Consider the following 16,533-nt stretch of genomic DNA (forward strand, 5'->3'; position numbering starts at 1 on the left):
AACAGTAATACTGTTATAATGCCACATAAGTAATACTAATATTTATGGGGCTTTTTCATGGCAGAACCAAGAACAAAAAACTTCAAGCCTTCGGAGCTACGCTGTAAATGTGACTTTTGTAAGGGTGAGGTGCCAAATGAATGTGATCCGTTTGCTTTGCGCATGTTGCAGAGAATACGTGATGAAGTTGGACCACTTGGCCTAAGTAGTGCGTACCGTTGCGCAAGACACCCAGAAGAGGCAAAAAAGGCGAGTCCTGGTCAACACTTCAAAGGTGTCGCTTTTGATATTCGTGTGCCGTGGGGCGTAAAACGAATGCAGATTGTCGAGCTTGCTCTAAAGCTTGGGGCTAAAGGCTTCGGCTTTGCCAACTCGTTCCTGCATATCGACTGGCGCGTGTCGAGTGAACCTGTTAGTTGGACGTACCATTAATGAAAATCTTGTTTAATGCTTTTCTAGGCACTGCGCCTAAGTTTGACGAGGAACAACTACCAGATGGTTACTCTGTGGTGTCGAATAACACCAAGTCAGAAAGAGGCATTCTTGAACCGTGGGCGCTCCCTACGTCGTTGGGCAGCTTTGGCCGTAGCGACACGAAGTCTATGCACAAGTACCGCGACCAATGGTTTACGTGGCCTGAGATCACCTACGCGGTTAATGCACCGCTCAAGAATGATGCGTACGATTACGCACTGTTCGCGTCGGCAAATAGCGAGCCTAGAGTGGTTTACAACCTGAACGCGGAGGAGGGAGTCGGTCCTTATCCTGCGGTAACGTACCCGCTTAATGTGCCTGTGCCAGAGAAAATAGATTCTGTGATCACCGGTGACGCGGAACATTGGTACTACGAGCCACAAGAGGAAGGCGTAGACTCAACGGGTGACACTGATGGTGACGGCATCGTTGGCCTAAAGCCGTCCCAAGACCCAGAGGACAGTGAGTATGACTACTCAGAAGTTGCGTACTCGTACTGCTATGTTGATGCTTGGGGGCGTTTAAGCGCGTTGGCCGACCCTACGGATATAGTGAAAATCCGTGAATGGGAGTACGTCAATACGACTGCGGTTACGCTTACTTTCCCAACACCGCCAGATACGCTGTTGCTAACTGACCCGTTGCGTGGGACAGATGCCAAAATCCGTGTATTCAGAACCAACTTAGCTAGCTCGGGTACGGCTGTATACCAGTTCGTTGCAGAGATACCAGCGACGCAGAGCACATACACAGACACCACATACAGCGGTGACTTGTTGGACTCGCCTATCAACGAGGATTGGGTTGGCGCACCAGACTTGAATGCGGAACTTTACCCGAATGGACCGATGCAAAAGGTCGTTGTTATGGGTTCAGATATTCTCGTAGGCCACAACAAACGAATCTTGTGCTTTGCTGAACCAGATGCGTTCTACGCGTGGCCTGTCAAATACTACAAGGTGTTCCAAGAGGACATTGTGACGATTGAGACTTCGGGTTCAAACCTTGTTGTGCTGACAACTGGCGTACCTTACGTGGTGCAAGGTGTTCACCCTGAGTCGATGGACGCAGCGAGGCTGGCAGACCCAGTTCCCTGCTCAAGTCCGCAGGGGTCGACCGAAGTTGCGGGCGCTGTCTACTTCACCAGCGAAACGGGGCTACACCGTATCGAGGGCTATTCAATAGCTAACGTGAGCACCGGTTTCATTGACAATGATGCGTGGCGCAAGCTTGACCCTAGCACGATGATACTTGGTAACTATGACAATAAAGTCTTTGTTCGTTGCCCTACGGTGGATAAAACGCTCGTGTTTGATGCGTTAGACCCAAATGCAGGCATCAGAACGGTTGACCTAAGAGCTGAGTCGTTTGTTGAGTTAGAAGAGACGAATGACCTAGCTTACGTTGACAGTGATACCCGCGAGTTGATGCTTTTCGATTCGTCAGAGGACGGGTTCATGGAGTTAGGCTGGGAGTCAAAAACATATCTGTTCAATGACCCTGTTTGCTTCAATATCGCTAAGGTGCGTGCTAACACTTACCCCGTTAAAGTTCGTGTGGAATATGACCATGCCTCAACAGGTGAAACGGTTGGCTACACAAAGCTTGTTGAAAGCCCTTCGTTCTTCTACTTGCCGTTCAATAGCCGTGCTTTTCGTTGGCGTACAGTCGTTGAGCCGATTAGCCAAGCGGCCAAGTTAGAGGTTCGCGACATTCAGCTTGCGCAATCACCGGAGGAGCTTGTATGAGTCGAGCTTTACCACCTGTACCTAAAGACGTATCCCGCTCTGTTTCGCAGTTCCTTAACTCGCTGCGTGAGACTGTCCAAGTGCAAGCGGGTATGGGCCGTGGTAACGCGCTAGACCGAGCTGTTACGTTCAGAGACTTAAAAAAGTCGATAGGGACTGATGATTTATCGTCTATCGCTACAAAGTCGGCTACAGGCGTTGTTACGGCGTTTAATGACCCTATGCCGACGAAGCCGACAAACTTCGCGGCGTTCGGTATGTTCAATATGGTGGGTCTTGAGTGGGATAGGCCAAAAGCCGATTGGTACGCGGCCACCGAAATATACCGTGTTGACGTAACGGATGACCCAACGGCCACGCCTGTATTCAGTGAGGCTGAGTACGTTGGCGCGTCGGCAACTGGATTCTTTTCAGATTTGGCTGAGCCTGCTAGGTCTTTTGTTTATTGGGCTAGGCACTTAAACCGTGATTACCAAGCGGGTGACGTAAGCTCGCCAGAAGGTACACGGGCGAGTACGTCAGAAAGCCCAGAGCAAGTGTTGGTCAAGTTCAGTGAAGAGATTGCGGATAGCAATAACTTCAAGTGGCTGCGCAGCGACCTAAGCATAATGGACACGATCAACCGAACGTTGCAAGGCAGTGGTTTAGGTGATTCAGGTCTTGCAGATTTGATCAACGGGAGCGCTTCACTTAGCGATATGCTTGCCGAACAAGCCATGAGCGAGGCGCTGTCTAAACACACGCAGACAGAGAGCATCCAACAGCAGTTCGCAAAGAATTACGCGCGTTTGTCGGGCGGCATTCATGCAGCGGTAAACGCTGACGAGGCTTATGTACTGCGTATCCAAGAGCTTGAGTCTAAGTGGGAGAATGACCTTGGCAACATAGTCGACTCAAAAATCAGTGAGTTCGATACGGTGCTAAGTAGCTCGGAGGGTGCTATCGCACAGGCGATTAGAAACTTCACTGTTGACTACAACGGCACAAACGTAAGCCTACAGCAATTGGCGAGCACTACAGCGTCGCAAAGCGGAGCTTATGAAGCACAATGGGGTGTGAAAACAAATGTTGCTGGCCTACAAGGTGGCGTGGGCTTCCTCAATGATGGCACTAAGACAAGTTTTGTTGTTGATTCGCAGACCTTTGCGGTAACGGGCGGTAATGAAAACGTGTTCCCGTTCATCGTCAAAGATGGCAAGACGGTTATCGACAAGGCGTTCATCCAAGACGCAGAGATATACAGCCTTCTTGCTTCAAACATCGTTGCAGAGCGCGTAAAGGTCGGCCTTTCGTTCTCGTCGCCCAGCATTACGGGTGGTTCGATTGATGGGGCTACGTTGACGATTGGTGACAACTTCTCTGTTAGCCAAGATGGGATCATGCGAACACGCGACGGGTTTTTCGAGGGTAACTTAGCGGCCAAAAGCGGATACCTTGAAAATGTGCGTATTGATGAGTCTTGCAAGATAGAGGGCACGCTATACGCGCAGAACATCGAGGGCGACATTGTTGACCGTACGGTAATTGTTGTTGACCGTGAGATTGAAGTTGGACCGAGCGAGGTGTTTGTTTTAATCGAGGGAACAATCGCCCCAGGTCTTTTAGGCGCAACCGAAGAACGCGTGCTTGTTGTCAGTGGCATAGCGCTAGACCACCAAGGCGGCGGTGGCTCTACGAGTAACTTTGACGTTTATCTACGGCTCGACGGCTCAGTTGTCCAGAAGTTCCATTCGCACAATGTTGAGGAAGAGGGCTCAGTGACAGTGCAATTGGGCTGCCATATCCCTAAAGGCACTGCGGAGCATACGTTTGCCGTGGAGCTTAGGCCAGACGTAAACGATCACATTTTAGTGCAGCAATCAGCGATTGTTGCGGACGTATTTAAGACGGGTAGCACGTTTAAGGACGTGTCCGGCCTTCACTACTAGAGGTAAAATTTTATGAGTAAATGGTACAGAACAGGTGTTGTTAACCTAACCAAAGATAGCGATATTATTGAGGGTATCGGCACATATTGGGCGTCGGCTGCAAACAAGCCTTCTGAGGGTGATATGTTCGTCCTTGATACCCGTGTTTATGAGGTAATGGAGGTTATTGATGACTCGACAATTCGCATTGATAAACCATATAACTTAGCTACAAAAAGCAACGTGCTATATGGTATTATGCGCAGTGTTTCAGCAACCACAAACACACGACTTGCAGCGCAAGTCAGTGATACATTAGAGAAGCTAGGTAATCGCGTTACTGTCTCTACTACAGCCCCTAGCGCGGGGCAGGGTAAAGATGGTGACATTTGGATTGTCGCAGCCCCCTAATGGAAAACCGCAATGTCGGCTATAAAAATAAACGGGACTTGGCAACGAGTCTCGTCAATAAAAATAAAACAAAACGGGGTGTGGAACGACCACATCGCGTTGTATGCGAGGTTAGACGGTGCTTGGCACCTGATAGACCTAGCTGCTGAGGCTCAAGGTCCAGCCTACCATGTCTGGAAGGCATACGCTGATGATGCACTCGGCAATGGTATTAGCCTTTCCCCAGAAGGCAAAGAATACATAGGCTTTGCTGTAGGTCAACGAACGGAAGAACCTGACCTATCAGACCCGTCGCTTTATGATTGGTCTCTAATCAAAGGTGCAGACGGTAAAGACGTAGACCCCGAAGTCTTAGCAGAAATACTAGAGAAACAGGACGGGTACAATAGTTCGTTATTTAATGTTAATGATGGCCTGTCTACAGTCGAGCAAGCTTTGGCGGACGCTGATTCTCGCTTAAAAGCTGCTGATGTGGCGCTCAGCCAAGCCCTCCAAACCGCACAAGTAGACTTCTCAAGCTCAGTGGATTCGTTAAATGAGTCTATTGGCGAGGTCGAGAATGACCTGCTAAATCTAGTTAGCCTAAGTGGTGAGCAAGGTTCGTCTATCACGCAGCTTGAAAATACTACTGATGAACAAGCGCAAAAAATCGCTGTGCTTGAGACTAATGATGGCAGCACTCGTTCACGTGTAGCTTCGTTAGAGTCAACGTCGGACGAACAGGCTACACGCTTGTCTAGTCTTGGTGTTTGGGACGGTGAATCGTTCGCTTCTATTAAAACGCTGGAAGAAGCCGATGCTGAGAATGCTAGCTTGATCCGAACACTTGAAGCACGAGGTGAAGAAGCGGATTCTAAGATAGCGTCACTTGAGTCTACGTCGTCAAGCCATGCTTCAAGGCTATCTACTGTAGAAACGAGGTCTACCAATGCTCAGAACCGTGCGGCTGCTCTTGAGGAGACGACGCGAACTCACGCTACTCGGCTTACGAACGTTGAAACGAAAGCGGACGATACCGAGTCTAAGGTATCTACGTTAGAGCAGACGAGCGAAGGTCATGCGACGCGCTTAACAAACGTTGAAACCAAAGCTACAACGGGTGTTAATAAAGCTAACGCCGCCCAAGCGTCTGCTGATGTGGCGAATGAAAGCGTTAGCGAAGTAGCTAACCGTGTTTCTACGCTGGAAGAAACAAGCGAAGGCCATGCGTCACGTTTAAATAATGTTGAGACGAAGGCCACGACTGCTGTATCAAAAGCAGATGCAGCGCAAAGTACAGCAAATAGTGGTGTATCAAAAGCGAATGCTGCGCAAACTTCGGCGGATAATGCTCAGGACTCGGCGGACAGCGCGAATACAAAGGTTACAGCGGTAACTAACCGTGTCTCTACTTTAGAAGAAACTAGCGAAGGACATGCGTCACGTTTAACGAATGTTGAAACTAAAGCGACGTCAGCGGTCACTAAGGCCAATAATGCACAGAGCACTGCAAACAGCGGCGTTAGCAAGGCGGACGCAGCGCAGTCGTCTGCAAACGAGGCCAATACGAAGATCACGTCTGTCACTAACCGTGTCTCTACACTAGAAGAAACTAGCGAAGGCCATGCGTCACGCCTAAGTACAGTAGAAACCACAGCTAGTAGCGGTGTTAATAAAGCAAATGTAGCGCAGTCTACGGCGAACTCTGCAACTACTAAGGCTAACAACGCGCAAAACACCGCGAATAGTGGGGTGAGCAAAGCAAATGCTGCACAGGCTAAAGCTGATTCGGCTTACAGCAAAGTTACTGCGGTTACGTCGCGTGTCAGCACCCTTGAAAGCACAACGGAGACAATGGCAACAAAAGTCGATGAGGTTAGCTTTAGCCGTGCGAACCTTGTAACCCGTGGCGTGTTCGGCTCTAACCTAAGCCGTGGTGGTTGGACTTCTGGTAGTGTTGTTTCAACGCAGGCCGTTGGTATCCCTACATTGTCGGGTCGCCCGTACGTCCTAAAACTTACGTCTCGTGATTGCTACGACTACAACGCTAAGTTCCCGATAAGTGTCGGAGACAAGGTGTATATATCAGCATGGGTATATACTACGGACACTAATGTTTCGTTTAACATTGGTTTTAGGCAAGTTCTTGACGGCGTGGAGCAGTCAAGTTGGCCTACGATTATCCGCACGTCTGACCGCTCAGGTAAGTGGGTATACGTAGAAGGAACGTACACGCATACAGCCAGTGGCTACAATGGTCTAGCTCCGTTCTTGCAACTTGGTGGTAGCGGTACTATGCCACCGGTATATATTAGCGACATTGTTTACAGTCGTAGTAGCCATAGTGGTGCGCTAGCTGCTGTCACTGATGAGTCTAAAGCCTATGTTGACCAACAAACAGGTGAGCTAAAGGCTGAACGTGTGATCAAGGCCGACGCTAACGGTAAGGTTTCGGGTGTCCACCTTCTAGCCAATGGCAGCGGCGCGGAGGCAGGCGGCAAGCTGTACTTCCAAGCCGACGAAATAGCGATAGTACCGCCTAACTGGAACGGTAGCTCGGAGCTTAATAAGCGTAAGTTCCCTTTCTACTTCTCAGAAGATAGAAACTACATGTACTTGGACGAAGCGACTATCCAACGTTTGTCAGCGGAAACGATTGACAGTGGTAGCTTAGCTGTTGATGGCCTAACGCTACTAACAGATAATCTGTCTCTACCAGCGGGTTCGGTTCGTGAGCATATGATTGACCCGGCGTTTTCAGACGGTATTGTTCGAGTTAACCCTGATGCTGAGGTCTTGGGCGGTACTAAGTCGGTGTCGTCAACTGGTATAGGCCAAGGCAAGAAAATCACCGTGCCTGCGTTGAAGTCCGGTGGTAGCGCGCAAAAGATGACTATTAGCGTGGTAGGTCCGAATGCGTCAAACCGCAAGGACGTGCGATTCGACCTAGAAATGAAGGTAAACGGCGCGGCGCACAACTTTAGCTCGGGCACGGCCAAGATAAGGCTAGCGTCGACTATTTCGTACTCAGAAGAAGATGAAGGGTTTAGAATATATCGAACATCGTTCAACTTCGAGGACGAGGTTATTCTACCTGCGCCAACGAAGGGCAATCAGTACACCTATGAGTTCATCATTACCAACATGAGCTTTAGCCCAGCTAGTACGTCAACGTATAACTATGCGGACAAACTTAAATTCTCAATCTCTGTCTCGGAGCCTACGGTATCTAGCGGTGGCTTCATAACTGATGTTCGGTGGTCTGAGGTTAAAGATCAGCCTAGTTTTGTTGCGCTTGATACGTCGGGCGATTCTGATTACCCCCGCATGCTGGCTGGGAACAATCCTGCGAGTTCTAATGCTTGGCTGCGAGTGCCAACGTCAAGCGGTGGATTGCTGCCCTACAGCAATGGCAATAGTAGGCTGGGGACGAGCGCATGGAAGTTCAAAGAAATGCACTCGGTTAACTTCTACGAGAATGGCGTAGCGTTGTCATCTAAGTACTTAGGTAAGAGCGCTAGAGCAGTCAACGCGAGTAATGCTGATAAGCTAGATGGACTTAACTCAAGTCAGTTCCTGCGGAGTGACCAAGGGGGGGCAATTGAGGGGCCGCTGAGTATTAGGCACACTAATGTTCAGTTAAATCTTGTAGATACTACTTACAGCGATCACTACTGGCAGTTTGACCACCAAAACGGTGTACTAGGGTTTAGATATGATGGTGGTTCTATAGCTTTCCAACTGAATAGAACAGGGGAAGCTGTGTTTAACCACAACGTGTCTGCGCCTAGTATCACTGAAGGCGGTACAACATTGTCGTCTAAATATCTTGGTAAGACGGCTACCGCAGTCAACGCGAGTAATGCTGATAAGCTAGATGGCCTTCACGCCTCCTCATTCTCGCGTAGTAATCATGGTCATACTGGGCTAGGGGCTAACACGTGGGGAGGTATACGTTCAATCAACCAATATGGTTATATCGATTTCGGCCCCGCAAACGAGTCGTATGCGCATATCTACACAGACCGCCCAAGTTTCTACTTCAATAAGGACTTGGACGTTAACGGCAATCGTGTTTGGCATAACGGCAACACAGGCTCGGTTGCTAAAAAGTCTAGCGCAAACGTGTTCACCACAGGGCAAAAAATAGACGCAACAGGTACGGTTCTTACGCTTGGCGGTTCTACTAAGCAAAATAGCGCCGACGTTAGCATGTACATAGGTAACTCCATAGGTGACTACGGGTTCTACTTCGTGTACCAAGGCTCTAAGGGCGGAAACGATAATGCGCTACTCATACAGTCGACTAATCAGGGCGCACCTAAGAGTATATTTAGCGCAAAGCAGGACGGTTCAACAACCCTGTACAGCACCACAACCTTTAATTCATCTATTGTGTTCCTTGGGTCTATGTACGTTAGAAACATCATACGTATATTTTCTAGCAATGGCGCTAATCAGCGAGTAGACACACGGGACGAGGGGGACGAAGGTAGAGCGCATTGGTACGGCCAAACTACATCGGGAGGGACAAGGGCATTCAAACATGCTTGGTACGATGGTTCTGATTACGTGAACGTGGACGTAAGTGGTCAAACTGTTAAGTTCTCAGGCGCTGTGGACGCCCAAGGAGGGCTGAAACAGGACGGCCATACCATACTAAATGGTAGCGATACTTGGGTGCGCACTAAAGGTGATCAAGGTATCTACTTTAGTTCCTACGGTGGTGGCTGGCGCATGACGGACACTAACTGGATACGCGCATACGGCAATAAAATGCTGTACATCACTAATGGCAGCACATCGTCTATCCGCACCACAGGTGGAGTCCATGCCAACCAAGGATTCCGTAGGGATAACAACGGTAGCTCATGGATCTCTCAGCGTGACAGTACCCAAGTGGCTGTCTACAACTCTGACGCGGTAAAAACGGACTCGTATGCTGCCGCGATAAGACAGAGGCACGCTAGCTATACATGGTCAGTAGGCGGGTTGGGCAACCGTTATTTCGGTTTCTTTTCGTACACCAATTCGCGGACTAGCAATGGTACTGATGGCTATTTCCGCATGGATTATAAAGGTAACTGCACAGCGAGCGGTAAGATGTATGCACCTGACTTCGTAGCGACTTCTGACAGACGTGTTAAGGACAACATCAAAGTTATCCCTGACGCCCTAGAGAAAGTCTGCAAGTTGACAGGTAACACGTACACTCGTAATGACCTAGAAGATAAACCGTCTGCGGGTATCATTGCGCAGGAAGTGCAGGAAGTGCTACCAGAGGCAGTGACGGAGACAGAGGGGCGATTGCAGGTCGCACATAATGGTGTGATTGGTCTTCTCGTTGAGGCCGTAAAGGAGCTCAAAAAGCAGCTCGGTACGGCCTTAACGGCGATAGAGGATCTAAAGGAGGTTAACAATGGCTGATACCATTGAAATTGAGATTGATAGAGGGCGTCTGAACGACGTCCCTTACACCATCTACGTTGAGCGCGGCACTTACGTCAGGTTTGCGAATATTAGCGCCCTAACGGCGCTGCATGTTCGTGGGTTTTCTAGCAGCTATTGGACAAGCACGTCCACGGCCGTAGTGGAGAATGGTGCGCCTAAGACGTATCAGATCAAAAGTAACGCCCCCATTAGCACTGACCAGCTAGAGGTGTATGACCCGTCGAACAAGTCGACACGGAGTTTCACAATACAGGTCGTCTCGTCAATAGATAAACCTAACCCCTATTGGATGTCGCCAAGCACTATAGATACTTCTTACTCAGGGCTTAACGCAAATGAATTCGTTGTGAGCCAAACGTATAGGCTTGCGACAGAGGGTCGGACAGTGGTGCACTTGCGCAGCGATAACCCCGAAGTGCGTTTTAGGCTCATAGACGGCGACTTCGAGGGTAATTGGGTGACGGATTTGTTCATGAACTCGGTTTATCGGCGTGACTTCCAGATTGCATACAGAGCGCCCACCGAAGCTTTGGCAACCAAGACAGTAACGGTTCGAATAGGTAGTCGTACTTACTCTGTCAGCTTAAGCACCGACCGAGAGCTTGTTCCTGCTAGCCATCATGCTATAAGCCTTGGACACACATCGGGTAATATATCTCTACTTAATATTAAAAACTTCTTCGGGGGCGGCAGCAATCTTAGGGACTATTTCAGGAAGGGGCGTAATGTCCCTGATATGGCGGCTAATTCTGGCATACCTACATCGGGAACCCTGAGAATCACAGACTTTAGGGGCTCGGCTACAGCGTTTTTTATTGCTTTCCACCCATCCGAGAAACCTTTCCGTCAGCTGAGTACTTCTTATGGCACAAGAAGTGTGGGCGTAGGCTGGAACATATGGAGCGGTGAAGTTGACGATTGGGACTTAGGGTATAGTAAGTTCATCAAAGACAACGCGGAGTTTCGGTACACACTGAGCTATCAGTTCGGCAGTGGCTATGGAACGACTAACCCCGCTGTAAAACCCAAGTTATCGTCAAATACTGGCAGCCCAGGCACTTGGTCATCATCGAATAAGTCGGTGAGTGTCACGGTTACAGCACAAAAACGTGAAGAATTTAGGGTGACTTGCACAGTGAGAATGTACGCTAGGCACAAGGACTACCCAGATAAGACACTAAGCACTACGGCCAGTGTTACGGTACGCGCAGTAGGCACGTAGCTATATTTTATTTTAACAGTGATACTACTTTTTTAATGAGTAGTAGCGCGTTATAATCGTGGCTCACTAATAATAAGAGGCTTAAAAATGTTTACAGCAGCATTTACAGACCCACAGGGTACTGAGTTCGAGGCAGCCGTGTTTCAAGTACTACGCTCAGGTTTCACCGCTAACAAAAGCGAAACATATGCATACGACATTCGTGAGGGTAGCGGTGACGTTGAGGCTGAGACGGCTAATTTCTCACTTAACTACCGCATTGGCTACTGGCCGACGCAAACATCGAAAAACAATGGTGCAGCGCCGTATATCCTTATCGACACCGAAACGTACAATGCGGATTTCGCTAGCTACTCGTTACCTGCTGAGCAGTACAGTGGCCTGAGCGCAGAAGAAGCGGCTGAGCTTCACTGTAAGACAGAAGTGATCGGGGTTGAATAATGGACGAAGTACAAAAACTGCGAGCTGAGATTATTCAACTAAAGGCACGTGTTCTTGATGCGCAGGACGAGCAGCGTGGGCTGTCTGAAGTTCTAGGCGCAATCGCAAAGCGTGTCGGGTTTACAGGACAGAGCTTAACCGAATTGATTGACGCTGTGCCTGTTGTCGAGCAAACGAGTGAGGTTGAAAGTGCCTAAATTTTTCGCATTTCTCGTAGCGCGTCTATTAACCACCAAGTTCCTAACTAAGCTGTTCCTAACGCTGTCAGGAATCCTAGTCAAAAAGACAAAGGTTAAGTGGGACGACAAGCTACACAAAATTGTCAAAGAAGCGCTAGAAGCCGAGTAGCGCAAGAAGATGATAACCCCGCCTAGAATACTAGGCGGGGCTTTTTTATGCCAAAAACGTAGACACACAGATCCCCGTACTTTAATCTAATTAGCGGGGGGTAATCACTGTCAGGAGTATAGCCATATGAGTGATTTAGAATTACCCAAGGGTATAACAATACACAGAGACAAGCTGCGTATTGCTTTTCGCCCACCGAATGAGAAGCACCAGTGGAAACGATCATTAGGAATACCACCGACCAAGGCAAATATCAAGGCCGCAGAGCAAATGCTAAATGCTATAAGGCGAGATATTAGCTTAGGCCAGTTTGATTTGGCGCAGTATTTCCCTAATGATCCAAGTTTGAAAAAAGATGAGCGATTGCTGGGTGCCGTTATACAAGAGCACTTCATCAAAGCTAAAAAAGGTAGGGTCAAAGGCTCTACCCACAATACCTACACAATTCGTGCTGAATGGGTCATAGAATACTATGGCCATATAGATGCGGCTAACGTTACGCCTAAAGAAGCTATGGAGCTCAGGGAGGGCATTATTAGTCAGTCACCCTCGGCAGAGTTGGCATCTTTTAGACTTTGGCTTATACGTTTTGCTGTGACTCGTGCCGTGAGAGCACTTGTTCTTGAGGAGGACAGATTTGGTCCTATGCTAGATTCCGTTGAGTCAAAGTCAAAAGCGCTAACGCTTGAAGGTCTGCATAAAGGTATAGATTCCAATGAGGTGTTCACGATTGAAGAAGCAGAGCGAATTGTGAAAGCTTGCACCAGCGAGAGCCGAAAACGCTTAGTTACATTTCTTTTCTGGTCTGGTTTGAGGCCAGGGGAGGCAGCAGCATTAAGGAGAGAGGACATATGTCTACCCTATATAATTGTGAAACGCACTTTAACCCAATACGGCGAAGAACAATCGCCGAAGAGTGGCCGAGCGAGAAAGATATACCTTCCGTCCTCCGCGAGATTGGCCTTAGAACAAGAATTGCTGACTCACGATTCAGACAGGGCTTGGGTGACGAGCATGGGGAAACCTTACACGTCGTCAAGACTGTTCACGACCAAACATTGGAAGGGAATACTTGATAAGGCAGGTTTAGCTTATCTTGCGCCTTACACAACTCGACATAGCTTTGCCAGTTGGATGCTAAAAGCTGGTGAACCGGAGTCGACAGTGGCAGCCCATTTAGGGCATACTGATACCGCAATGATTCGTAAGGTGTACGGGAAATTCATTCCAGATGCTAAACCAGTTTGGACCCTTGATGACCCCACTAAAATTGAAATTGTTAAAAACTCAATGATTTCAAATATCTAGCGAATCTACTCCTAAAAAGATATGTTTTAAGCACACATACTTGAATCCAAAGGCGCTGTTTAAAGCGCCTTTTTTTATGCCTATGATTTTTTATTATAAAAGCCATAATAATACCAATCCGTAATACTCAATCATTTTGCGCGGCTAAACATGTCGCTACAAGCGTTAAAATTCTCAATTAGATTAATTAAATAGCGAATTTTTTCCTAGCTACAAACACGTTTTTCCAGCCTCATAATAGCTCACTTAATGAAGCGGATTGGTATAAAGTTGATTAAAAAATGACGTGTTTTTTATGGATTAACTTGCATTTATGGAGTACCTTTGTTTTTATAATAGAAACATAATCTAGGATGGATATATCGATGAAAAAACTTTTACTAGCACTTTCTCTCGCTTCAACCTTTACTCACCTATCAGTATCAGCAGATGATTTTGTAGCTGCTGAAATTATTAATAAAAATTACGACCAACTTACTAATACCTCGCCGCGTGCATCAAGGTTAGAAGGGATTAATTTAAGTAGCTACGTGGTTGATGAAAACGGCCAGGTGAGTGATATCGAAATTGTGGCTTCGCTTGGTCAAAAAAAATATCAACGAGAAGTTCTCGATTATGTTTCTAAGCTTAATTATAAAAGTGCACAGATAAATGGCAGCGCCGTGCCTACGGCGAAAACTATTACGGTAAGCTCGCAAAATGTACATGCTAGTTTTTCGAACGATCAGGCATCCCCGGCGTTTTTTGACGATTATGAGAAAGCCAGTCAGCTTATTGATGATAAAAAGTACGATGAAGCTAAAACGTATATTACTGAACTTGAAAACGAACACACTAAAAACACAGTCGAAATAGTTTTACTGGCTTGGCTTAAAAGCCAACATAGCTACTTTGTGCAAGATTGGAAAAGCTTCGATAAGTCTATTTATGAAGCCTTTTTGTTTAGAGATAACTTACCGGATCAAATAAAAAAACGTGTTATTAAAAATGCCTTACAGTGGTTTATTTCAAAACAAGACTACGTACGTGCTTACGATGCAATTGATGCATTAGGCGATATTGAATCAATAACGTTTAGCGAGGAAAATAGAGCGCAATTACTTGCACAAGTGAATGACATTTATAAAAATTCTGGCGCTATAAATCAGCAAATAACGCTTGAGTCTGAAAAAGCGGTTTTACCTTTACTTTCTAAAGGTACGGTTGAACTTAGTGCGAGTAAACCGTTATCTAAAGTACAACTTCGCTGTGAAAACAAAGTCGTTGATTATAATACCAACGAGATTGATAAAATATTAATTTCAAAAAATGATATTCGTTGTGGGCTATTAATTAAAAGTGCACAGGCGCAAACGGTTACTTTAAAACAAACTGGTGAAAGCTTTTTATAAAAAGTATTTTATTGGTAATAAACACTTAAATAAAAACCCCACATTATTATGTGGGGTTTTTGTTATATATATTTAGCAATTAGAGTGTGTTTATTATTGCGCTTCCAGTCTAAATAGCGTTTTGCAAGTAAAGTGGTTAAGCCTATAACAACAGCTATAAATAACAAAGTTGCGCCATAACTCATACCGTACCCCGGTGGAAGGCCTACTAATGTGTCGCCGTAAGTCATATCGCTAAAACTAAGCCCTAAAACAGGAATAAGCAACCAAGCGACAGCGTGCAATAAATACAAATGTGCAAGGTATGAGAACATACTGGTTTTACCAAGCACTTGTAAAAAGTTGCGAGAAAAGTCGGCTTTAACATGGCTTAAAAGTTTAAGCGCAATTAGCCCAAGGCCCACGGTTAGCAACATAAATTGTAATGAGAGTGGGTATTTAGTCGGATTTAAAAACGACATAACAGTATTAATAGTATTGGTATGAATAGTAAATACTGAAGTGTCGCCGTATAAATTAAAACCGCGCAGCACAGTGTATAAAGCAAGGCAGCTTGCACCTAATATAGCTGCATAATTCATCACCTGAGCTTTGTACTGGTGTTTTTTATAATATACCCCCGCGCAGTAGGCTAAAGCCATTAAACCTACAATGGGCGCAACTGGGTAAGTTGTTCTCATTTTTAAGCCCAAAGGTAGTTCAAGTACATTTTTTTGATGTGCAATAGACCAAAGTGTATGTGCAAGCGTATTTGGCTCAAAGCTTACGCCATCAAATAGGTTATGGCCAAACACCAACAATAAAGCACTTATTAGTACGCCGTAAATGCCTAATAAACGTAATAAGCCTAATATGACAAATCCCCAGCCTATCGCCCAAATGACCTGTGCGTATAACATTGGAAAAGCGGGGTTAAAGCTCCATGACCAGGAAACAATGGTAAATTCAAAAATGATTAGCACCAAACCACGGACAATTAAATTGTAAGAAAATGCCTTAGTTGAAGCGTATTTATGCTCAGTAACAGCTGTTGAAAGGCCTGCTAAAAAAACAAATAAAGGGGCGCAAAAGTGCGAAATAAAGCGGGTGAAAAAAGTAACAGGGCTGGTACCCGGAACCACCATAGGATCGGTTACTGAGTAATTAAGGCAATAATACATACCATGGTCAATCACCATAAATATAATGATAATGCCACGCAATAAATCAATATGATGCAACCGAGGGGCTGTAGAGTGAGACGACATCATTAAGCTCAAATACGTTGTATAAATTTGGCGATATTATATGTTATATAGTATCGCCATGCGAGCTTGAGCGCTTTTAAGCGCCTTGATTTATTACATTAATTTAGGTTGCAGTAGTTACTCACAATTTATCTTCTTTTTAGTAATTACATAATGGTACACCTTAGCATTACTTAAACTTTTTAATGTACCTCAGTGTTATAAAATTAATGATAGCTAATAAAATAGCAATTTCGTAACGGCTGTAGGCAACCGCTATACCAATTAAACCCATATTCCATATGCTTGCTGCTGTTGCGGTACCTGATGTAGATTTATTATTTTTTAAAATTGCACCACCGCCAATAAAGCCTATGCCGGTAATAATTCCTTGTAGCATTTTAGATTGCGCTTCTGCACCTTCTAGCACTGACATAGCAATTACCGCATAGCCACATGAGGCAACTGCCACAAGCGGAAAAGTCCTTAACCCTGCACCATGGTGGCTTCGCTCCCTGTCGTAAGCCATAGGCAGTGCGAGTATGTAGGCAATGCCAAGGTGTACTAAATTATCGATGATTTCGTTCCACTGTAAATCAATTTCCATAATGGTCTCTATTGGTTAAG

The 16,533-nt window shown here is 46.4% G+C and carries 12 protein-coding genes; 10 read left to right on the plus strand and 2 right to left on the minus strand.

All coding sequences use genetic code 11. The features are described from left to right. The first annotated feature begins 57 nt into the window (after window positions 1-57). The 10 genes from EJ103_RS07565 (at window position 58) to EJ103_RS07610 (ending at window position 14,680) form a co-directional block, all read left to right on the plus strand. Window positions 58-432, plus strand: coding sequence for a D-Ala-D-Ala carboxypeptidase family metallohydrolase (locus tag EJ103_RS07565; protein ID WP_126006886.1), 375 nt, complete (start codon window positions 58-60; stop codon window positions 430-432). After that, window positions 432-2,222, plus strand: a complete 1,791-nt coding sequence (locus EJ103_RS07570) for a hypothetical protein (protein ID WP_126006888.1) — start codon at window positions 432-434, stop codon at window positions 2,220-2,222. The genes EJ103_RS07565 and EJ103_RS07570 overlap by 1 nt, the downstream gene beginning before the upstream one ends. Then, on the plus strand, window positions 2,219-4,150 hold the full coding sequence (locus EJ103_RS07575) for a hypothetical protein (protein ID WP_126006890.1): 1,932 nt from the start codon (window positions 2,219-2,221) through the stop codon (window positions 4,148-4,150). Before EJ103_RS07570 ends, EJ103_RS07575 begins: the two co-directional genes overlap by 4 nt. A gap of 12 nt (window positions 4,151-4,162) precedes the next feature. Further along, window positions 4,163-4,540: a hypothetical protein gene (locus tag EJ103_RS07580; protein WP_089347539.1), complete on the plus strand. Its 378-nt coding sequence runs from the start codon at window positions 4,163-4,165 to the stop codon at window positions 4,538-4,540. A gap of 12 nt (window positions 4,541-4,552) precedes the next feature. After that, window positions 4,553-9,946: an alanine-zipper protein gene (locus EJ103_RS07585; protein ID WP_126006892.1), complete on the plus strand. Its 5,394-nt coding sequence runs from the start codon at window positions 4,553-4,555 to the stop codon at window positions 9,944-9,946. A gap of 760 nt (window positions 9,947-10,706) precedes the next feature. Continuing rightward, the gene (locus tag EJ103_RS07590; protein WP_126006894.1) at window positions 10,707-11,192 is read left to right on the plus strand and encodes a hypothetical protein; all 486 of its coding nucleotides are present in this window, start codon (window positions 10,707-10,709) and stop codon (window positions 11,190-11,192) included. 87 nt (window positions 11,193-11,279) lie between these two features. Then, window positions 11,280-11,633 carry a hypothetical protein gene (locus EJ103_RS07595; protein ID WP_126006896.1) on the plus strand — a complete coding sequence of 118 codons (354 nt, stop codon included), beginning with the start codon at window positions 11,280-11,282 and terminating at the stop codon, window positions 11,631-11,633. Continuing rightward, window positions 11,633-11,830, plus strand: a complete 198-nt coding sequence (locus EJ103_RS07600) for a hypothetical protein (protein ID WP_126006898.1) — start codon at window positions 11,633-11,635, stop codon at window positions 11,828-11,830. The genes EJ103_RS07595 and EJ103_RS07600 overlap by 1 nt, the downstream gene beginning before the upstream one ends. 277 nt (window positions 11,831-12,107) lie before the next feature. Further along, window positions 12,108-13,289 (plus strand): tyrosine-type recombinase/integrase, encoded by a 1,182-nt coding sequence (locus EJ103_RS07605; protein WP_126006900.1) that lies wholly within the window; start codon window positions 12,108-12,110, stop codon window positions 13,287-13,289. A gap of 365 nt (window positions 13,290-13,654) precedes the next feature. Beyond that, window positions 13,655-14,680 (plus strand): energy transducer TonB, encoded by a 1,026-nt coding sequence (locus EJ103_RS07610; RefSeq protein ID WP_064385484.1) that lies wholly within the window; start codon window positions 13,655-13,657, stop codon window positions 14,678-14,680. A 62-nt stretch (window positions 14,681-14,742) separates the two neighbouring features. On the opposite strand, the gene EJ103_RS07615 is transcribed toward EJ103_RS07610, so the two are convergent. After that, entirely contained in the window at window positions 14,743-15,927 is a 1,185-nt protein-coding gene (locus EJ103_RS07615) for a heparan-alpha-glucosaminide N-acetyltransferase domain-containing protein (RefSeq protein WP_126008741.1), read from the minus strand. A 169-nt stretch (window positions 15,928-16,096) separates the two neighbouring features. After that, window positions 16,097-16,513 carry an MgtC/SapB family protein gene (locus EJ103_RS07620; RefSeq protein WP_004587826.1) on the minus strand — a complete coding sequence of 139 codons (417 nt, stop codon included), beginning with the start codon at window positions 16,511-16,513 and terminating at the stop codon, window positions 16,097-16,099. Between the last annotated feature and the right edge of the window lie 20 nt (window positions 16,514-16,533).

Source organism: Pseudoalteromonas sp. Xi13 (assembly GCF_003952205.1).
Classification (GTDB): domain Bacteria; phylum Pseudomonadota; class Gammaproteobacteria; order Enterobacterales; family Alteromonadaceae; genus Pseudoalteromonas; species Pseudoalteromonas atlantica.